Source organism: Candidatus Zixiibacteriota bacterium, from assembly GCA_014728145.1.
Taxonomy (GTDB): Bacteria; Zixibacteria; MSB-5A5; order JAABVY01; family JAABVY01; genus WJMC01.
In genome coordinates this window covers 1-21,354 of sequence record WJMC01000183.1, presented here as the reverse complement: position 1 = coordinate 21,354, position 21,354 = coordinate 1, and the positions used below count along the sequence as shown (strand labels likewise).

The window sequence follows — 21,354 nt, the reverse complement described above, 5'->3', positions numbered from 1 at the left end:
GTAATGAGCGCATTGAACCTGCTTGTCGGGAGATTTATAATTTGGGTAAATCCTGAGATGTGAGGCGCGCAGTTCCCCCATAAGCTCCGAGACTACCTGGATGAATTCATCCTCGGTTTCAAGGGCTCCGATCAACGGTATATATTTTTCGCGGGCGGCTTCCCAGTCGATTCCATGATGCTCAGGATCATAGAAATACTGGTTTAACATGCTCCATGCTTCTTCGTACTTCTGGCGGTTTTCCTCGTCGATTACAATTTTCATCTCAGCTGAGAAACCGAGCGTCTCGGATTTCTTTTTGCCGAGATCGAGTTTCTTGAGTTTTCCACCTTCGAGATAATAGACAGACTTCGAACCATCTGAAACCTTAAGGTGGCTCTTACCCTGCCCGGAATGGGTCAACTGGGTCAGGTCGGGATCGCCATCCTCGGTTTTGACAGACCAGATCTCCTCCTTGCCCAGAAGCGAAGCGGTGAAGATGTATTTTTCGCCGTCCGGAGTCAAAATCGGCTCCGAGGAACTTCCGCTCAGCGAATATGCTCGTTTTGCTCTTTTATGGATATCATCGAGATCGATGATCGTCGCTTTGGATTCTTCTTCTTCGTCTTCTTTTTCTTTGTCTTTATCATCCTTTTTGCCCAGGTCGAGGATCACTGAATCGATTTTATCTTCGGTAAATTCCTGCGGTTCGTGTTGAAGTTCGACCTCGTAGGTAACCGCCTCTTCGGGCATATAGGAAGTAAAATAGATCAATTTGCCGTCGTCTGAAAAACGGGGACGATAATTGTAGTTATAAAGATGCGATATATTGACCGGCTCGATTTCAAAATCGGTTACGTAGATGTTCGGCTCGTGTGTGTACTCCGCCATCGTCATAACCAGCCAGCGTGAATCGGGAGAGAAATCGTATTCCAGAAATGACTCGATCGGCAAATCAAGAAACTGCCCGCTGACTGAATCGAGCGGCTGGTTTTTATCGAGATCGTACAGGATGATATCGTTCACACCACGATAGAAGACCATCTTTTTACCATCTGGCGCCGGCAGGGGCTTGGTTTCGTGCAGTTTGGCGTCGGTCAGTCTGGTTTCTGTTCCGGTTTTGAGATCGTACTTGAAGATATCATAATTACCGTGGCGGTCAGATGCGTAGAACAACGTTCTCGAGTCCGATCCGAAACGAACATTTTTTTCGCGCTCCGGGGTTTCCGTCAACTGTCGGGCAGTTTCCGGCTCATCGGTCGGGATCAGAAACAATTCACCTCGAATGATCAAAGCCGCCAGTTTGCCATCGGGTGAGACGTCGTATTCCTGGATATCGCCTTTGAAGGTTTTAAAACTGACCGGATCGAATTTATAATCCGAGTCAAGCCTGACCTCGATTTTTACAGGCTGTCCCACCTCGGGATCGAGGTGCCAGAGAGACTGTCCCTGTTCGAAAACCAGCTCGGTCATCTGCGGGTTGGAATTGAGCCACTGCACGCCGTCATCGGCAAAGTCAGTAACTTGCGTCTGCTGACCGCTGGCCAGATCGATCTTCCATACATTCGCCAGGCTGTCGCGGTTGGCCACGAAATAGATCGTCTCCGCCGACTGGTCATAGATCGGCCACATATCGCCACCAGTGTCGTCGACCACAGTTGTCAGCTCGAAACCATCAGCTTCACGGTCCAGCATCAGGATGTTGGCGTCATGACGTCCGGAGAGGCTGGCTTTCCACCAGCGATTGTAAGTGTAGCCGTCGTTGAAAATCAGTTTTTTGCCGTCTGGACTGATTTTACCCATAGTTTCCCGCTCCCAGTATCCTCCGGTCAGGTTGACCGGTGTTTCGCCGGAGAGCGAGATAGTATGCAGGTCATAGCCAAGGTCGCGCCATGAATAAAACAAAACCGAGTCGCCCTCGGGAGTCCAGCCGTTGACTATATCACGGCCGTCATACCAGGTCAGCCTGCGGGGCTGCCCGCCTTCGACCGACACAACGTATATATCGAAATTATTTCTGCGTTCAGAGGAGAAAGCGATCAGCTTACCATCGGGGGAGAAATGCGGGTGAAGATCTTCGGCCGGGTGAACAGTCAGACGTTGGGCTACACCACCCTCGACCGGCACCAGCCAGAGATCGCCTTTACAGGAAAAGCAGACCGTACGGCCGTCGGGTGAAAGTGTTGGCTGGCGCAGAAACGGTATGCTTTCCTGGGCCGAAAGTGATACTGTTGTCAAAAGGATGATAGTTAAAAGCGTGATTAAAGCGTGTCGCATGGATTGTTTCCTTTCTGAAGAAGTCGATAATTTGCTGAAAAATATGCGATCAACATCCCGCTGTCAACCGCTAATCGGCCTGCCCGGAACCGGGTGCGATCGCGAAAGTTCTTGCGTATGCTGTTTGTCACTGTATAATTACGGCTGTGGAACAACAACTTCTTGACAAAAAAGCGGTGGTTACCGGCGCCAGCAGGGGGATCGGTCGGGCCGTGGTCGAACTGTTCGTCGCCCACGGGGCAGAGGTCTTCTGTTGCGCTCGCAGTCGCGAGGATCTCGAGGATTTACAGCGGGAGGTCAGTGGTGCTGATGGAGTGGTGCACATCAAGGCTGTCGATTTAGCCCTCCCGGAGGAGATCGAATCCTTCTTCGATTTCGTCTCCGAGCACACCGCCTCACTCGATACGCTGGTCAATTCAGCCGGTATTTTTGAGAAGGCAAAAATCGAGGAGACCTCGGAAGCTGTCTTTAACCGTGTCATGAACCTCAACCTGAAAGCTCCGCTTTTAGTCTGCCGTGAAGCGATTAATTATCTTAGAAAAGCGGAATCTGCCACTATTGTCAACATATCCTCTCTGTCGGGTTGTTTCGGTTTGCAGAAATTCCCCGGTTTCGGTTCCTATGATATCTCCAAGTACGGCCTCTGGGGCCTGACTGAAATCCTGGCCCTGGAACTGGCCGAGTACGGTATCCGAGTCAACCAGGTTTCGCCTTCGGGTGTGGATACGGATATGTTCCGCCAGGCCTCGCCTCCCGGAATGGAGCCGTTGTTGAGCCCCGAGGATGTCGCCAGGTCGGTTCTGTACCTGGCTTGTGAGCAGTCCGCTCCGTTGAGCGGTGAAAACCTGCGCCTTTTCGGCTGATACCATCCGATTGAATTAACTGACAAAACTCGTTTTCTTTCCGATACAATAGTTAAAGATTATTCAGGCTCTCGGAACAATTATGCCGCAACATGGATTATAACAGTGATATTAATACTCTACTTATTTGTGATGTTTTAGATGCGGATTTGCAAAATCCCGGAAATGTTGTAAATTGGACGGCAGGAGAACTATGAAACTGGAGATAACGAAAAAGGCCCGTTTCACCGCCGGGCACAGGTTATACAATCCGAAGCTGTCGGACGAGGAGAACATCAGGATCTTCGGTCCCTGCTCCAATCCGCATGGTCACGGTCACAATTATGCGCTGGAGGTGACCGTAACCGGCGAGCTCGATCCTGAAACCGGGATGATCATGAATCTCAAGGATCTGGGACGAGTGATCAAACAGGAGATCGTCGACAAATGCGACCATCGCAATTTCAACGTCGATGTCGATTTCACACGCGGAATAATTCCGACCGCTGAGAATCTTGCCCGACGGATTTACGAGGTCCTCGACCATCACCTGCCCGCCGGAACATTGCAGAAAGTCAAGCTGTTTGAGACTGAGAACAACATTGCGGTAGCAAAAAGAGAGTGAGGATAAAGAAAATGATAGACGTTCAAAATAGACGCGACAATCGCAATATCGATATAGACCGGGTAGGTATCAAGAATTTGAAATACCCGATCGCCCTGCGTGACAGGACCCGTCAATTACAGCATACCGTAGCCCAGGTCAACATCTATGTCGACCTTCCGCGCGAATTCAAGGGTACGCATATGTCCCGTTTCGTGGAGGTGCTGACCCGTCATCACCATGAGATAGATCTGCGCAATATCGATGCTATCTTAAACGAAATCAAGGACAAGCTGAAGGCAAAAAACGCCCATCTCAAGCTGGCTTTTCCTTACTTTATTGAGCGTCAGGCTCCGGTTTCGAAGCAGAGCGCGATGCTCGACTACGATTGCACTATCGAGGCGGTCGCCAATGGTTCAGCCGATATCAAACCCACTATCACAGTAAAAGTGCCGGTTACGACACTGTGTCCCTGCTCCAAGGAAATCTCCGAACGGGGAGCGCACAACCAGCGTTCGATCGTCACCCTCAGTGTGCGAGCCAACCAGTGGGTCTGGCTGGAAGAGCTGATCGAACTGGTAGAGTCTTCTGCTTCCTGCGAAATATACCCGCTTCTGAAGCGCGAGGATGAAAAATATGTCACTGAAAAAGCCTATGATAACCCGGTTTTCGTCGAGGATGTGGTTCGCAATATAACCACGAAGATATCTTCGGATAAGAGAATCGACTGGTTCTCGGTCGAATCCGAAAACCAGGAATCGATCCACAACCACAATGCCTACGCCTCTATCGAACGGGATCTTGTTAAAGAGCGCAAGGCCGGCCAGGATATCGAGGAAATCCTCGAAAAACCTGTTACTGACGACCGGGAAGTCGAACTGGAGGCTTAATATGTCAGACAACCTGAAAGGCAAAACCGCATTGGTAACCGGTTCGAGTCGTGGGCTGGGTAAAATCATCGCAGGAAGGTTTTTGGAGGAGGGGGCCAATGTAGTCCTGACCTCACAAAATGAGAAGGAACTGGAAAGCGCGTTTTCTGAGTTAAAGGACCTTTCCGGGAATGTTCTTCCTGTTCAGGCCGATATACGCGACGGAAAGCAGGTTGCCGAACTGGTCAAAAAAGCTGTATCAGAATTCGGTTCGCTGGATATTCTGGTCAATAACGCCGGTGTTTTCAAAGATGGTGCCGTGGATCAGATGGAGCTGTCAGATTTTGAACTCACCTTCGATGTCGGCGTTAAGGGAGCTTTTTTGTCTACCCGTGAGACTGTCCGGCAGATGAAGAAGCAAAAGGGCGGTCAGATAATAAATATCTGCTCGATCGGATCAAAGCTGGGGCTTGAGAATCTTTCCGCCTACTGCGCCTCCAAGGGCGCCCTGGCCCGTTTTGGTGACAGCCTCAAGATTGAACTCAAACCCTACGGTATCCGGGTAACAAATATATTTCCGCACTCCATGAATACGATGGGCAGGGATATCGACGAGAATTCTAAAGAGAGAATGCGGATGATCGAGCCTCACGATGTCGCCGATGCTATTTTGATGGTGGTAACTTCAAAACGATACGTCCAGTACCAGGATATCACCATCTTTCCTTATTCGACCTCTCTTACCAAGACCGAAGAATAGATATCTACTCAAAAGCAGAGCAATAAAAAAGCGGAAATCAACTAAGATCTCCGCTTTACTCGGGATGGTTCCAGAGGTGTCCGTTTAGGATTCCACACTATCTTAAGCGGCGCGTAATGGAGCCATCGATTAATTTATATTTCGTAACTCAAGCCTAACGAAATGGTCTTACCGGTCTGATGCTCTTCCTGCAGGTAATCAGTACCCTGGAAGTCATACACCTTGCGGTAAACCGAATTCAGTATATTTGTCATCTTGAATTTGAGGTCGAAGCCCCAGAAGATCTTCTGCTTCAGGACGAAATCCAGGATAGTGGCCGGTTTTTCGTAGACGTCCGGGGTCTGACCGCCTGAAACCTGGTACAATCTCTTGCCGATCGTGTTGAAGGCCAAAGTTGCCACAGTCTGGGTTTCAGGGTTGTCGTAGGTCAGGTCGACATTGATGATATACGGTGACTGCCCCTGGAGCGGACGGGTGTCGTCGATGTCCGGATCGAATACACGCAGTTCGTTTAAACGTTTTTCCGGAATCTTAATTTCAGAATGGATCAAGGTCAGGTTAGCTCCCAGCATAAACCATTTCAGCGCATTGGAAATCCGGTCGAGCCTCTGACGGAACTCGAACTCAGCACCTACCACGCTGGCATCGTCAACATTGAGGTAGGTGATATTACCGTTCTCTGAATGCTGAAGGGCGCGTTCGATCGGATTGTGGAAATCCTTGTAAAACCCGCTGACCGCAAAAATTTCACCCGGGCGCATGAACCATTCCCAGCGCAGATCGTAATTGTCGATCAAGGTTCTTTCCAGGTCCGGATTGCCGATATTGTAATAACTGAACGCGTACTCGTAGGTTGCCACCGGGGCGATCTCGCGGAAATGCGGACGGGCCAGGGTACGGCTGTAAGATCCGCGCATATTCATATCGTCATTGATTGCATAGATTAAGTTGGCAGAAGACAAAATATCAGATTCTTTGACCTCGCCGCGGTCGTTCTCGTTGTTGTTCAACGGCTGAACCCACAGGTCCGTGTTCTCGAGACGAAAACCGCCTACCGCTTTAAGTTTGTTGCTGAGCGGGAAGTCGAGCATCCAGAAAAAGGCTGTGATTTTTTCGGAGGCATCGTAATTGTGACGATCGGTGGAAGCGTTGTGGAAAAAACGTCCGAACCCGAATTGCCATCTGTCCTGAAAACTGTTGTAATTGCTGTCGAGCAGTCCGGTCTCGTCATCATTGAAGAACTCATCCGGATCGCCATTGAATCGATAATAACTGCCAGTAGTGAACAGAAACTCGTTTTTACGGTATTCGCGGCTTTTTTCCGAGAAAGCGCCACCGAAACTCATTTTACCACTGAGCTCGTTGATACCTTTAAAAGGTACGTCCACCATCACATCGAATGATTTATTGTCAGCATTCATGTCGCGGTAAATCCGGGTGGGACCGCGGTAACCGCTGGGCCGGATCTGGTAGATGCTGTCGCCGGTTTCACTGTTGTAACCCGCTTCATAAGTAAAACGCCTCAGGTTCGGTTCGTTCTGGCTGTTATAGGTGTAACCGCCATTCCAGGTAATCGTGGCAGAATTCATAAACCCCGGGAGATAATGCTCACCGTTGATCTGGTAAGACTTCAATGTTCTTTCAGTCCAGCTCAGGTCGTGCGAGATGAAGTCGTTGTTGTCGGCGTGAGAGGGAACCTTCCCGCGGATATAACGCGCTTTGGATTCACCATTCTGGGTGCGCATGTAATTCATGCCGATTTCATTGTTGTCATTGAGCTTCATCGAACCGCCCAGCATCAGGCCCCAGATCGCCTCTTCCCTGCCATGTTTGTCGATCAGGTCACGCTCGGTGGTCAGTGTCTGGCCGACCATCTTTCTCCGAAATACCAGGCCTTCATCGTAAAAAGAGTAGGATCGGTTGTAGGTGAGACTGGCCAGGTAACCGACTTCTTTACCAAAAAGACTGCTCTGGTTACCAATCGAAAATGAATAGCTGTTGTTTGTAGGCGGGGCCTCATTGTCGAAATCAAACTGGGTGTCTCCAAAGGCGTCCGCCATCTCCTCGATCAAGTGAGCGGTATCGCTGGAAAACTTGCCTTCGGCAGTTGACGGCGGGGGATTATAAGCGCCGATGATTTCCGGGGTACTGCGGGTACCGTCATCGACACCCAGCCAGTCGGTATCGCCGCCGGAATAGGTTAAAAAGCCTTCCTTGCCGGTGGTCTGGGTGTTATAAGAAGTCGAGGATGACACCTTTAATGTAAAGCTCTCCGGGTAACTCTTGGTGCCGATATTGATCAGGCCCCCGGTGAAACTGCCCGGCTTGTCCGGGGAGTAGGTCTTGATCACTTCGATATTATCCAGCAGATTGGTAGGGAACATGTCCATGTGGACAGCTTTTCTTTCCATATCCGGAGTCGGCAGGTTGATTCCGTTCATCTGGGTTTCGTTGTAGCGTTCGCTGAGACCGCGCATGACCGGGTACTTGCCACCCTGGATCGAACCGCCGGTAATCTTTTTGAGCGCACCGGCCGCGTCACCGGCGCCCACATTGGAAATAGCCTCGGAACTGATCGCGTCCGAAACCGAATTTGATTTCTGTCGCAGTTTGAGCAGAGCCGCATCTGTGTTGGTGACAACTTCCGCTTCAATTACCTGGTCCTCGCCCTGCAGGGCTTCGGAAACCAGCGCGTAATCGATCCTGGTCACCTCGTTCGGTTTTACCTGTACATTTTCAATTATAACGTTGGCATAACCGACGCACTTGATGTTTATATTATAAGTCCCGGGCTCGATATCCCTGACGAGGTAATTGCCGTCAAAATCAGTATTATCGCCGATAGTTGTGCCTTCGATAATAACCACGGCACCGGGGATTTCCTCGCCGTTCTGCTGGTCGACAATCCTTCCGGCAATCTTTCCGCTTTTTGAACCCTGGGCCAAAAGCGTCTCCGGGACAATTAACATTGTTAGTATAAACAATGTTAACACTGTCTTGATGAAAATGTTGTTTCTGCTCTTAATAATCTGCATACGATCCTCCGTTAATAGATCCCGAGTTTATTATTTATAGTGTGGATACATTGCTAACTTTGTTATGGCAGGCGGTCTGCCAAAGAACGCCAGGTGCGCTCTCACATCTATATGAAATCGATGCTATCAAATCCATTTCCCATCCCCGCGTAAAACAAAAGCCGATATATAGCACGTCTGTTAGAGCATTGTTAGCATAAAAATAGAATTACATTAATGTCGATATCATGATAATCTGCTCATGGTTTGTTTCATAGAGAAACGGCGGATGAGTCTTCTATTCGCGGAAGCGGTAGCCGACACCTCTCACGGTTTCTATATATTGCGAGGCCCCATTGAGCTTTTTACGCAGGCCGACAATCTGCACATCGACTGAGCGATCGGTGATTGGGCAATCCTTACCATGCAGCATATCCAGAATCTGGTAACGCGAGAACACCCATCCGGGTCGGCTGGCCAGGAGATGCAGAAGCCTGAATTCAGAGGAAGTCAGGCTGACCGGCTGGCCATTAACCTGGACTTGATGACGGCCTGGGTGGATCACCAGGTCGTGAATTTTGATGATGCTGTTTTCATCGACCGGCTCCTGCCCCATACGCCGGAAGATCGCCCTGATCCTGGCGACTAAGACTTTCGGACTGAACGGCTTGGTGATATAATCATCGGCCCCGATTTCGAGCCCGGCCACGATATCCGACTCCTCGCTTTTGGCTGTCACCATGGCGATCGGGATATGCTTGGTATCGGGCTGATTCTTGAGCCGACGACAGACTTCGAAGCCGTCCGCGTCGGGAAGCATCAGGTCGAGAATAATAAGGTCGGGAGGATTTTTCGTGACCGCCTGCAGGGCTTTTTCACCTGTCACGGCGGTGGAAACATGGTAACCCTCTTTCATCAGGTTGAATTTCATCAGCTCGAGGATATCCTCTTCATCCTCGACCACCAGAATATGTTCCTTAGCCATTGCACCCTTTCATAGTCAACATTCAGTTACACTATTCTATCACTATTAATTGAAACAAGTATTAGAAGAATATTAGTGTGAGGTGAGAGGTTTATTTGTCTGTGAAATTCCTCAAAAAATTCTGTTCCCGCCTCCAAGACGAGATCCTCTTAAATAACCAAAATCTAATAATTACTTAATTTTAGTTTAAAAATTGAGACTAAATTGGCCGGTGTACTGAGGAGGAAAAACAGTTGTGTTTCACTTAAAAGGGTGTTTAAAAACGCAGGTTATGACACTTATACAATCTCAATGACATAACGTTGAAAGGAGGAATTCTTCTAATAAATATACCAAATTACCCTTTGCTTTTACTTATCTCTTTTTCGAGTGTGGTTTACTTTCTTTTTCTTAGAGTGGTTTTAAAATTAATGGAAAAGTTGCTCAAGTTTAACTATGAATTTGGGTATGAGTCAAGGTTACTAACTTAGGAGGTTCACTGTGAAGCGCACCTTTATGTTGCTTCTTGCTATTATGGTGATTCCGGCCATGCTGTTTGCCAACGGTCTCACGACCGAAGCCGGCAAGCCGACTGTTGACGTTTTTGACGCCGACATCAGCCTGGCCACCAACCAGACCTACAACATGACAAACGACAACGTCTATATCCTCAAAGAGCTGGTCTTTGTGGATTCCGGTTGTGTCCTCAATATCGATTCCGGTACCGTTATCAAGGGTGAGGCGGGAATCGCTGAAGATTCCAAGGCCCTGATCTGCGCCCGCGGAGGTCAGATCTTCGCCAATGGTACCCGCAACTATCCGATCATCATGACCGGCACTGTCGACAATGTCGACGATCCGACCGATATGGATTTCTGCGAAAACTTTACCTGGGGCGGTCTGTTGATTCTTGGTATGGCAACTGTCAACACTACCGACGGTACCAACCAGATCGAAGGTATCGATCCTCAGAATCCGAAAGGCCTGTATGGCAGCGATACTTCTCCGGACGTTTGCGACAACAGCGGTGTCTATCGCTATATCTCAGTCCGTCACGGCGGTACCGAGATCGGTGAAGCCAACGAAATCAACGGAATCACCTTTGGTGGTGTCGGCGCCGGTACTACAGTTGAGTACTGCGAAGTCTTCAACAACTACGACGACGGTTACGAATGGTTTGGCGGCGACGTCAACACCAAGTACCTGGTTTCCGCCTTCAACGGCGACGATGGTTTCGACTATGACGAAGGTTTCCGTGGCTGTCATCAGTACTGGCTGATGATCATGAGCCCTGTCTGCGGTGGCGACAGCGGTGGCGAGCATGACGGCGGTACTTCTCCTGAAGATGGCACCCCGTTTGCCGAGCCGTTTGTCTGGAACCTGACCTCGATCGGTGCTGGTATTGACCAGAATCAGCGCGGTATCCGTCTTCGTGACAACGCTGGCGCCCACTTCCTGAACAGCATCTTTGTCGAGCACTACAAGGACTTCGTCCGCGTTGAAGACATCGAAGGACCGACCAATTCTCCGGAAGATTCCCGTTCCCGCGTCGAAGGCGACTGCCGTCTGACCTTTGAAGGCAACTACTTCTACAAAGGTGGCGAGGCCAACACTATCGACGATTTCAGCTGGGAAGAAAAGCCTGATACCTACAGCCCGATCGATCCTCAGCTGGGCGAGATCATGATGGGCAATGTCGCTCCCGGCGCCTGTGCCACCTGGAGAGACAACAATCTCGGTATCGACCCGATGATCATGTATGACAATCATGCTCCGAACTGGACCGATCCGGACGTCGCTCGCACCGAGCACCCGGATTACTGGGCTCCGGTTGTCAACTGCCCGCCGTATCCTGCCTGGATTTGCGGTCAGCCTGACATCTATGTCCCGCCGGTCATCTTCAATCCGATGCTTTCACCGGAATCCCCGGCTGCTACCGCCGGTATCACCGACGTGGACTGCCCGAATATCTGTGCCGCCAACCCCGGCAACATCGATGTAGTCGATTACCGCGGCGCTTTCCCGCCGTACGATCCGGGTCAGCCGCTCGAAGATCAGCTCTGGATCGCTCCGTGGACCTATGTCTGGTTCCTCGGCATGGTCTGGGATCCGGCTTTTGAGCCGAACAACCTCTGTGGCGACCCGAATGGTGACAGCAGTTCTGACGTTTCCGACGCTGTTTACATCATCAACTTCGCCTTCGCCGGTGGTACTCCTCCGGATCCGCTCTTTACCGGTGATGCCAACTGCGACCAGAGCGTTGACGTTTCCGACGCTGTTTATATCATCAACTATGCCTTTGCCGGCGGCAACGCTCCGTGCGACGTCGACGGCGACGGCTACCTTGATTGCAATATCTAAGTTCAGTCTAATCTGAATTGTTATAACTACCCGTCCGGTTTTTCCGGGCGGGTTTTTTTACCCACCCAGCCCTATTCCAAATTGAACTAAATTCGAGTGAACATGAACGCTTCTCTGTTGTTACATCAAATTGTAAATGTCCCGAAATACGCTGATTTAAGGAGTAATAGTGAAACATCTAATCTATGTATTTATTATACTGGTTGTATTTGCCGCGACATCCGGCGCGGCCAGTGTCTCAAGCGGTATAATCAAAATCGCTCAGGACACCGAACCGCTCGGAATTGCCATGGAAAATTACGATTATCCCTACGAAGTGAAGTTTATGGAGCTGTCATTGGAGGGTGAAGATGTGCGCATGGCTTTTATGGATATCCAGCCAATAAGTACATACAATGGAGAAAACATCCTGCTTTTACATGGCAAGAACTTCTTCGGAGCTTACTGGAAACGCACGATCGAATTCCTTGCCGTCCAGGGCTACCGGGTGATCGTCCCGGATCAGGTCGGCTTCGGCAAATCCTCCAAGCCGGATATCCAGTACAGCTTTCACCTTCTGGCTCGCAATACCAAACAGCTTCTGGAAGAGCTGGATGTCGACCAGGTCACCGTGGTGGGGCATTCGATGGGAGGGATGCTGGCGACCAGGTTTGCCCTGATGTACCCGCAGACGACAAAACGACTGGTCCTGGAGAATCCGATCGGGCTGGAAGATTATCGTCTGAAGGTTCCCTATACCAGCGTTCATTCAGCTTACGAAAACATTCTCGGTTATACCGAGAAAGGTATTCGCGACTACCACAAGACTTACTATGTCAAATGGGAGGACAAGTACGAGGAATATGTCCAGGTGCATTACCGCTGGACTTTAAGCGGTGAATACCCGCGCCTGGCATGGGTCTCTGCCAAGACCTTTGAGATGGTCTATTCCCAGCCGGTTCTGTATGAGTTTCCGAATCTGACTGTTCCGACTTTGCTGATAATCGGACAGGAGGATCGTACCACGCTGGGACGCGGGCAGGTTACTCCTGAGGTCCTGGCCACCCTCGGACAGTATCCCGAACTGGGCGAAAAAACCGCCGCCGCCATCCCGGACTGTACCCTGATTGAAATGCATGGGGTTGGACATATCCCGCATCTGGAAGCGTTCGAATTTTTCCAGGACGCTCTTATAAATTTTTTGAATCAATCATCGCGTTAACGATAATTTATCTGATAATATCAGGGGGATATAACTATGAGCTTACGAGATCTGAAAGTCATGTTAACCTCGGTCGGGCTGGGTTTATTTATAGTCACGGCCGCGCTTTTATTTGCCCAGAGCTGTGAATCCGGCAAACAGGAGACCTCGGAAAGCAAACCGGCAGACGAATCGACGGGGACAGCCGAAAAGCCTCTGATCGATGAGAATCAAGAGCAATCTTTAAAAGGCAAGCTCGAGGCCCGCAAAGAGCAGTTCATCGAGCAGGCCCCTCCGGAGGTGGCCGACGCTTTCCAGCGTGGAATCGACGAGGTCTGGTCGACCGGTATAGAGGACAGCGCACTGGCTGTGGGGGATCAGGCGGTTATGTTTATTTTGCCGGATGCCACCGGCGACAGCATCAGCCTGGAAAAACTGCTGGCTGAAGGTCCGGTGATTCTGACCTGGTATCGGGGTGGATGGTGCCCGTACTGCAACCTCGAACTGCGTGCCTACCAGGAGCTTCTGCCGAAAATTAATGATCTGGGCGCGCAATTGGTGGCTGTCAGCCCGGAACAACCCGACAGTTCGCTCGCGACCTCGGAAAAACTCGACCTGCAATATCATGTCCTCTCGGATCTGGGCAATCAGGTCGCAAAAAAGTACAAAATCGTGTTCGAGTTGCCCGAAGAAACATCCGAGATCATGAGTTCGATGATCGATCTCTCGGCTTACAACAGCGACAGCTCAGGCGAACTTCCGATTCCAGCCACTTTTGTGATCGACCAGGATGGTGTCATCCGCTATGCATATGTCGATTCAGATTATCGCCGGCGGGCTGAACCGGCAGAGGTTCTCGAGGCAATTGAACAGCTCAAGTAACGAAGACTATTTTTGCTGGTCGAGTTCGGCCTGGAGCTCTTCCAGCTTCTCGACATAGAATGGATTTTCGGGATGGTTTTCAATGGCGGTTACGACTGCCTGGGCCGCCTCCTTGAGGCGTCCCCGCTCCATGAGAATATCCGCTAAAACATTGTACACACGTGCCCGTAACTCGCCCTCCGGGGTAAAATCGACCACTTTTTGAGTGATTTCCTCCGCCTCCCGGAGGTTGACTTTACGTTCCAGGCACCACTTGGCGTACTCATACATCACTTTCGGATTGCGTCCCCAGTTACTGCCGAGAGTCGACTTCTTGAGTGAGAGGGCACGCGCCGTGTCGCCCTCGAGCTGAAGGGCTTTCTCTGCCAGAAGCAGTGTTCGCGATTCCACTGTGCGGGCGTCAGTCTGCCCCGCGCTCAGTTTAAGAGCGAGGTCGATATACTTCGCCAGGCTGTCGGTACGATCGAATTTTCGGGTGAGACGGCTGATCAGAGTTGCCACGCGCAGGACCTCGCGAAGGTTGATCTGTTCTGCCAGCATGATCGAGTCCGCCGGCGGGTAAACATAAGCGAAATCCCATTGTTCTTTCCAGACCGCGTTGGCGGAATTCATGAAAATATCGAAGCGATGGCGTCCGGAACTGGCTGGATTGAGTTTCTGAGCCTCCCGGAAGTACTTGACCGCCTGCGGGTGATCGCCGGTATCTGTAAAATACCTGGCCAAAAAGATCGCTTGTGAGTATGACGGTGATGCTTCGAATGCTTCAATTCTCTGGCGCACAGTAGTTAAATCATTCATGGCCGAGTTAAAGCGCCGTACGAAATCTGCTGAACCGGAATAGCCGGTCCAGCGGCTGATCACGTCGCCTTCGGAATCGGTCAGCACAAAAACCGGGTAAGTGTCGCCTATATCATATCTCTGTTTTAGTTCACCGCCTTCGCCTTCGAGCACATTGATCATGTAGTGAACCGCCCGGTCGAGAGCCTGGCTGACTTCAGGTACTTCGTGAGCTTCGCGACGGGCTTTGGCGCAATGCTTGCAATCTTCCCGCATGAATTCCAGCAGTATCGGCTTACCCTCGGAACTGGCGAGATCTTTGGCCTGTCGCAGGCTTTCCGCATCCATAACCGCGCCGGCAGAAAGAACGTAGCTTAAAAGTACACTCAAAATTATAATTACCACACGCATATTGAAATTCCCGGTTTATAGCTTCTGTTTCTTCTTACTATATATTATAGTATCTCATGTGGCAAGAGATGATCGAAAATGAGGATATTCTGAAATTTGAACATCTAAGTGGTATGCTATGAATCTTGTAATTTTGACCGAAGCCGACCTCTGTGCAGACAACCTCTACCGCCTGACAGACAGCCGTGCCGAACATATCCACCGGATATTAAAATTAAAGGCAGGCGATAAACTTTCGGCCGGGCTGGTCAACGGTCCGTCGGCAACCGCAGAAATCAGGCAGGTCGACAGGACCGCAGTTGAACTCTACTGCGATTTTAAAAACAGCCGTCCGGTTAACTTACAAAAACCGGAAATTGATATAATCTGTGCCCTTCCACGTCCCCAGACACTAAAGAAAGTGCTTCAGACCTCAGCCTCTATGGCGGTCAGAAAGCTCTACTTAATTCGGGCCAACCGGGTCGAAAAAAGCTATTTCGATTCACCCTTATTGGAAAAACAGAACTATACGCGCTTTTTGATCGAGGGACTCAGCCAGGGGGGCTTCACCCGTCTGCCGGAAGTGTCGATTCATCACCGCTTCCGCCCCTTTTTTGAGGATTTACTGCCGGAAATCGAAAGCGCTCAAAAGGATAACCCCCTTTGCCTGTGCCCTCACCCGGAAGTTCCGAAACAATTGTGTGATTCTCTCAAGCCGTTGCCCTCGAGGGTGATAGCATCAATCGGTCCGGAAGGGGGCTGGGTGCCGTTTGAACTGGAGCTGATGCAAACGCAGGGATTTCAGCTTATCCGTATGGGTCCCTGGATCTTACGGGTGGAGAATGCCCTCGTGGCCGTGATTGCGCAGGTCTTTACGGCTTCAGGTCGGAATATGTAATAGATCATAATAACCATAAATATTGTACAATATTCGCTCAGCTTAAACGCTAATACCCCCTTTGTAAATGTCCGATACTTTTCTTGTAAACTCCGAATCCGTGCCTCTGGATGACGAGTTTCGGGAGGAATGCATCGTGAATATAAAAGCTGTTACCAGCACAAATCGGAGGGCCTGGAACAAAGTGACTCCGATTTCGAGACAACTTCTGAGCAAAAATCTGCGCGCCAGTTTCAGGCAACCAAATTATTCTGTACTCGATAATCTGGCCACAGCAAAACTGCGCAAGATAGGATTGAGCGGAAAGTATGTGGCCCAGCTCTGTTGCAATATCGGGCAGGAGACGATTTCGCTGGTCAACCTCGGCGCTGATAAAGCGGTTGGGTTCGACATCTCCGACGAAGCCATCAAAACCGCGATCGACTTGAACCGTGTCGCCGGCCAGGACTGTCATTTCGTGCGCTCCGATGTCTACGATATATCCGCGGAATACAACGGCAGTTTCGACCTTGTCTATGTATCCGCAGGCACGCTGGCATGGCTTCCTGACCTGGACCGGTTTTTCAATGTCGCCTCGCGTTTGCTGAAAAACAACGGTGTCCTGATGGTTTATGAAGTCCATCCGGTGCTGTATATGTTTGCGGCCGAGGAGGAGGAGAGCTACGATCCGAATCAACCTCAGAAGCTAAGTTATTCTTACTTCGAGGACGATGCCTTCGTCGATGACAGCGGGAAAATCGTTGTCGGAGATGAAGAATTTGAAAGTAGCCTGAACTACTCTTATACCCAAAAATTATCAAATATACTTAACAGTACAATCAGTAATTGTTTTGTGATCACCGAGTTTTCAGAATACCCCCACGATATCTCCGGAACTTACAAATTCCTCGAAGGCGAACAGAAACTCCCGATGAGTTTCCTTCTGAACGCCCGCAAGATGAACTGAGCCGGACAGACTTATATTGTATTGAGACAGCCGGCTGTCACTTCAGTCATCCAGTCTGCTTTTCAGTTCGAGCCACTCGGACAATATCTTTTCGCGCAGAGTATAGGCCTTAAAATGCAGTTTTTTTAACTTTTCCGGTTCTTCTTCAGCCATCAGCGTAAGCCGCTCGAATTCGTCCGAAAGAATATAGAGCTGCTTGTAGAGCCTGTCGATTTCCCGTTTGTATTCTCGTTCAGTTTCAGTCATAATGACAGTATAATACAGTAGACTGACAGAATCAGTCAGTCAATTTTGTGTCGCCAAAGAAGATCACATACTCTATATAAAGAGCGTATTTATATATTGACCTCAAGAATATGATGCGAGCAACCAAAATACAAGCAGAAAAATACCTTGACTTCAAAAAAAAATAAATAATATTGCAACCCGAGCCGAAATATGACGTAGTATGCGATATTATTGAAACGAGCATATTCAGGAGGTTTTATTTCATGAGCAGAACCCGGACTTTTTACAGCATTTCACTTAATCAAATGGAAAGGGCGGGCCTATCGCATTGATATTGTGAAAATAATCACAATAGTTGCCGTGGCCCGTCGAATAAGCTTTCGACGGGTTTTTTTATGCCTGTCGGCGAAAGATAACAGCAAGAGGTCATTAACTTTAGACGGATGAAATAAAATGCAGACTGAAATTTATGAATATGATCAAGATGATCCGCGCGAAAAGCAGATCAGCTCGCGACAGGCGTTCGGCAGACTATTGCCATTTCTGAAAGAGCATTTCCGGGGACTGATAATCTGTTTGGTTTTTTTATTTGGTGCTACCGGGATGTCTCTGGCATGGCCGGTCCTCCTCAAGCGCGCGGTCGATGTCAATATCGCTAATAATGATATCAACGGTCTTTTTTTGACTGTTGTTATTATCGGCCTGATGCAATGCGGAGTGCTTATCCTCCAGTACGTCCAGAGGATCAAGCTGGAGACGATTGGACAGAGTATTATGGTCCGGCTCAAACGTAAGCTGTTCAACCATATACTTTCGCTGAAAGTCTCCTTTTTCGATAAGAATCCGGTCGGAAAGCTGATGGCACGGATTGAGTCCGACACAGAAGCGCTCAGGATGCTGTTCACAAACACGGTCGTGCTGATCGTCGGCGACCTGTTTATGGTGCTTGGAATATACGCGATAATGTTCATCTACAGCTGGCGGCTGGCATTGATCTTGGGCCTGGTGTTTCCGCTCTTTTTGACATTGACTTTGATTTTTGAGCGGAAAACCACTCCGAGGTTTCTGGAAGTCAGAAAGAGAATGGCGTATGTGACAGCTTCCCTGGCGGAATTTTTGCACGGTATGTCTATCGTCCAGATTTTCAACCGTGGCGACTATGTGCGCCGAAAGCTCGATTACGCCAATTTGCAGAAGTTCCGGCATGACAGATTCGTCAATATCGCGGTAGTGCTGTACTTCAATACTATCTTTTTCTTCGAATATGTCATGATCGCCTGTGTGCTCTACTTCGGGGTTCTGTGGGTCCAGACCGGCACGATGACCGTAGGAACGATCGGTATGTTTATCATCCTGATCTGGAAATCCTTTGAACCGGTCTTCAGGGCTTCAGAACAGCTGGCCAATATTCAGAAGGCGGTAGCCGGAGCCAAGCGGATTTTCGCCCTTTTGTCCAACGATGACAGGCTGGACGAAACCGAAAATCCGGTCGAATGGTCGGGTTTGAAGGAATCAATTCGTTTCGAAAACGTCTGGTTTTCATACAAAAATGACGATAACTGGGCTCTGAAAGATGTTTCCTTTGAACTCAAAAAGGGTAAAAGCCTGGCTTTAGCCGGAGTGACCGGAGGAGGAAAGACTACTGTGATCTCGCTTCTTCTGAGGTTCTACGATCCCCAGAAAGGCCGGATAACGGTTGACGGGATTGATATCCGCGACCTGAGGATTGCCGATTTGAGACGGAAATTCGCCCTGGTTCTGCAGGATATCCATCTCTTCCCCTGCGACGTGCGCGAAAATATCGCACTCGAAGCAGAGGAGATCACCGACGAGCGTATCGTCTCCGCCACCCGCGTGGTCGGAGCCGACAGCATAATCAAAAATCTGCCGAACGGCTATAAAACCGAGGTGTCGGAGAAGGGTGCCAATTTCAGCCGGGGCGAAAGACAGCTTCTGTCGTTTGCCCGGGCGCTGGTGACCGATCCGGAGATATTGCTTCTGGATGAAGCCACCAGCTCCGTCGATCCGGAAACCGAGCAGTTGATTCAGCAGTCGCTGAAAACGCTTATGGCTGGACGGACATCGCTTGTGATCGCTCATCGGCTCTCCACGATCCTGGATGTCGACCAGATCCTGGTGATCCGGCGGGGCGAAATCATCGAGCGCGGTACTCATACCGATTTGATCCTGGCGGATGGTTACTACGCCAAGTTGTTCCATCTGCAGTTTAAACATGCTGATAATGGAGTAATTAAAGATGTTGGATAAAATAAAATGGTTCTGGCAGTATTACCGGCCCTACAAATATGTGCTGTCAGTACTGTTGATTCTGACGCCGATCCAGATTGCCTTTCAGGTCTCGATCCCGCGCCTGGTGGAATTCGGGGTAGATTATGTCAAGACCGGCAATATCCCTGGCAATCCGGCGGCAAAATGGCTGATTGGTCTGGGCCAGTCATGGGGGCTGACAGTTATCGCTTCCCTGGCACTGACTCTGATACTGCTGGGAATAATCGCCAGTTTACTGTATGCTTTTGTGCAGAGCCATCGGGCCTGGATGAACATGCGTCTGGACTGGGCATTCCGTCAGAAAGCATTCGACGGTATCACCAAGAAGGGACCGGATTTCTTCAATCGTTTCAGGACCGGTGATCTGGTGACCCGTATGACCGACGATGTCGAACAGAAACTGGCCTGGTTTGCCTGTTCGGGAATATTTCGGCTCTACGAAGCTCTTCTGATGGTGAGTTTCACTTTGAGCATGATGGTGATGATCGACCCGATTCTGACACTCTACACGGCCGGTCCTTTGCCGATTTTGATCATCATATTTTTCAAAAGCGCATCGCTTCTGGAGAAGAGATACGATCATCTGCAGAGCCGGATATCGAATTTCAATGATACCATGGAAGCTTGTTTCTCAGGTATCCGGGTGGTCAAATCCTATGTGCGCGAGAAGTCGCAGAAAGCCAAATTCGAAGAGGCTTTGCAGGATCGGCGCGAGGCCGAAATCGCCGCCATCAAGACCTCCACGGTGATCGATTCGCTCTACAACTACATCTGGCAGTTCGGAGTAGTGATTGTGGTCTTGGCAGGTGGCCTGATGGTGATCAATGCCGGTTTGAGCGTTGGCAAACTGGTGGCCTTTGTTTACTATACGGTTTACCTGGTGTTTCCGATGTTCGATATCGGGCAGTTTCTGGTCAAATCGCGCCAGTCGGCGGTCTCGATCGACCGTCTGCAGGAACTTGAGAAGGTTCCCCCGGTCGTCACCGAGAACGGCAGTCGGCTGTCTGTGGACAAAATCGAGCAGGGCTTGCGGTTCGAGAAGGTCAGTTTCGGCTTTAACGGTAACTCGAGCCGTATCCTGGATAATGTCGACCTGGAGATCCCCGCCGGTAGCACTGTCGCATTAGTCGGCAAGGTCGGCGCGGGCAAGAGCTGGCTTGTCAACCTGATACCCAGGCTGGTCGATCCGACTGGAGGTATGATCTCCCTCGACGGCCATGATCTGAAGAAGTACCGCCTGGCGAACCTGCGACGTTTGATCGGCTATGTGCCACAGGAACCAGTGCTTTTCTCGGATACGATCCGAAACAATATCCTGTTCGGTCGCGAGGATATCGATTCCGATCTGATCGAATGGGCTCTGGAAGTCTCACAGCTCAAAGGTGAAGTCGAAACTTTCCCCGACGGGCTCGAGACTATGATCGGTACGCGCGGGATGTCGATCTCCGGCGGGCAGAAACAGAGGCTGGCTTTGGCACGGGCCCTGGTCGGCAGGCCGAAGATACTGATTTTGGATGATTGCACTTCGGCTCTGGATTCCTCAACCGAGGCTGCGCTGTGGGCGAGGATGGATGAGGTCATGCCGGAGTTGACCACGATTTTGATCACTCATCGACCGGATACACTCGAACAGGCCGACAGGATCTATGTTCTCGAAGATGGACGGGTGGTCGATTGCGGTGATCACCAGAAACTCGTGGAAAGCAATCGACTCTATGCCCGGATGTACCGGCGCTATCAGCTCAAAGAACAGGTTGCGGGATAATCGTAATTATCTGCCGGGCTGAACCATGTTCAGCCCGGCATTGATTTTTGCGTTATAAAGCACAATGTTCATAAATGCGCAACTTTATTCTTTTATTCTCAACCATTAATTATATCAGGCGATGATTACTCTTGCAGGGGTGATTTTAAGTTACCTCAAACATGAACTCGCATATTTCAAGCCGAGTAGATTATTCGAGTTCCGACAGGGAATCGGCAATTCCGGTCACTGCATTTATCAGGGTGGGACCCGCGCACTGATTCTTCTCATTGGCGAGCCGGGGAACATGGGGGGCAGTTTCGCGGCTTGGTCTTTATGGCGGGGACGAT

General features: G+C 50.0%; 16 protein-coding genes. 11 read left to right on the top strand and 5 right to left on the bottom strand.

Features of this window, described 5'->3' with window-relative positions:
- A partial coding sequence (locus GF404_10710) for a hypothetical protein (protein ID MBD3382652.1) occupies positions 1–2,256 on the bottom strand: 2,256 nt, incomplete at its 3' end.
- A 98-nt stretch (positions 2,257–2,354) separates the two neighbouring features.
- Here GF404_10710 and GF404_10705 point away from each other — a divergent pair.
- From GF404_10705 to GF404_10690, 4 genes are all read left to right on the top strand, one after another.
- Entirely contained in the window at positions 2,355–3,119 is a 765-nt protein-coding gene (locus GF404_10705) for an SDR family NAD(P)-dependent oxidoreductase (GenBank protein MBD3382651.1), read from the top strand.
- 193 nt (positions 3,120–3,312) lie between these two features.
- The gene (locus tag GF404_10700) at positions 3,313–3,723 is read left to right on the top strand and encodes a 6-carboxytetrahydropterin synthase (protein MBD3382650.1); all 411 of its coding nucleotides are present in this window, start codon (positions 3,313–3,315) and stop codon (positions 3,721–3,723) included.
- Between the two features lie 11 nt (positions 3,724–3,734).
- A complete protein-coding gene (locus GF404_10695) occupies positions 3,735–4,592 on the top strand; it encodes a GTP cyclohydrolase I FolE2 (GenBank protein MBD3382649.1) in 858 nt (285 codons plus the stop codon).
- A complete protein-coding gene (locus GF404_10690; protein ID MBD3382648.1) occupies positions 4,477–5,331 on the top strand; it encodes an SDR family NAD(P)-dependent oxidoreductase in 855 nt (284 codons plus the stop codon). Before GF404_10695 ends, GF404_10690 begins: the two co-directional genes overlap by 116 nt.
- A gap of 134 nt (positions 5,332–5,465) precedes the next feature.
- Here the strand turns inward: GF404_10690 and GF404_10685 are convergent, their stop codons facing one another.
- Both GF404_10685 and GF404_10680 read right to left on the bottom strand, forming a co-directional pair.
- Positions 5,466–8,366, bottom strand: a complete 2,901-nt coding sequence (locus GF404_10685) for a TonB-dependent receptor plug domain-containing protein (protein ID MBD3382647.1) — start codon at positions 8,364–8,366, stop codon at positions 5,466–5,468.
- A 277-nt stretch (positions 8,367–8,643) separates the two neighbouring features.
- Positions 8,644–9,330, bottom strand: coding sequence for a response regulator (locus GF404_10680; GenBank protein ID MBD3382646.1), 687 nt, complete (start codon positions 9,328–9,330; stop codon positions 8,644–8,646).
- Positions 9,331–9,810: 480 nt separating this feature from the next.
- Between GF404_10680 and GF404_10675 the strand changes: the two genes are divergently transcribed.
- From GF404_10675 to GF404_10665, 3 genes are all read left to right on the top strand, one after another.
- Complete coding sequence (locus tag GF404_10675; protein MBD3382645.1) at positions 9,811–11,670, top strand: hypothetical protein; 1,860 nt, start codon at positions 9,811–9,813, stop codon at positions 11,668–11,670.
- A gap of 289 nt (positions 11,671–11,959) precedes the next feature.
- On the top strand, positions 11,960–12,871 hold the full coding sequence (locus GF404_10670) for an alpha/beta fold hydrolase (GenBank protein MBD3382644.1): 912 nt from the start codon (positions 11,960–11,962) through the stop codon (positions 12,869–12,871).
- A gap of 60 nt (positions 12,872–12,931) precedes the next feature.
- On the top strand, positions 12,932–13,732 hold the full coding sequence (locus GF404_10665; protein ID MBD3382643.1) for a redoxin domain-containing protein: 801 nt from the start codon (positions 12,932–12,934) through the stop codon (positions 13,730–13,732).
- A 6-nt stretch (positions 13,733–13,738) separates the two neighbouring features.
- Here the strand turns inward: GF404_10665 and GF404_10660 are convergent, their stop codons facing one another.
- Positions 13,739–14,920 carry a tetratricopeptide repeat protein gene (locus GF404_10660; protein MBD3382642.1) on the bottom strand — a complete coding sequence of 394 codons (1,182 nt, stop codon included), beginning with the start codon at positions 14,918–14,920 and terminating at the stop codon, positions 13,739–13,741.
- A 118-nt stretch (positions 14,921–15,038) separates the two neighbouring features.
- On the opposite strand from GF404_10660, the gene GF404_10655 reads away from it, so the two are divergent.
- Together GF404_10655 and GF404_10650 are read left to right on the top strand one after the other, a co-directional pair.
- A complete protein-coding gene (locus GF404_10655) occupies positions 15,039–15,797 on the top strand; it encodes an RsmE family RNA methyltransferase (GenBank protein ID MBD3382641.1) in 759 nt (252 codons plus the stop codon).
- 67 nt (positions 15,798–15,864) lie between these two features.
- Positions 15,865–16,743, top strand: coding sequence for a methyltransferase domain-containing protein (locus tag GF404_10650; GenBank protein MBD3382640.1), 879 nt, complete (start codon positions 15,865–15,867; stop codon positions 16,741–16,743).
- A 42-nt stretch (positions 16,744–16,785) separates the two neighbouring features.
- Here the strand turns inward: GF404_10650 and GF404_10645 are convergent, their stop codons facing one another.
- Positions 16,786–16,989, bottom strand: coding sequence for a hypothetical protein (locus GF404_10645; protein MBD3382639.1), 204 nt, complete (start codon positions 16,987–16,989; stop codon positions 16,786–16,788).
- A gap of 435 nt (positions 16,990–17,424) precedes the next feature.
- Here GF404_10645 and GF404_10640 point away from each other — a divergent pair, with 435 nt between their 5' ends.
- Both GF404_10640 and GF404_10635 read left to right on the top strand, forming a co-directional pair.
- Positions 17,425–19,239: an ATP-binding cassette domain-containing protein gene (locus GF404_10640; protein MBD3382638.1), complete on the top strand. Its 1,815-nt coding sequence runs from the start codon at positions 17,425–17,427 to the stop codon at positions 19,237–19,239.
- Complete coding sequence (locus GF404_10635; protein MBD3382637.1) at positions 19,229–21,025, top strand: ATP-binding cassette domain-containing protein; 1,797 nt, start codon at positions 19,229–19,231, stop codon at positions 21,023–21,025. The genes GF404_10640 and GF404_10635 overlap by 11 nt, the downstream gene beginning before the upstream one ends.
- The last annotated feature ends 329 nt before the right edge of the window (positions 21,026–21,354 follow it).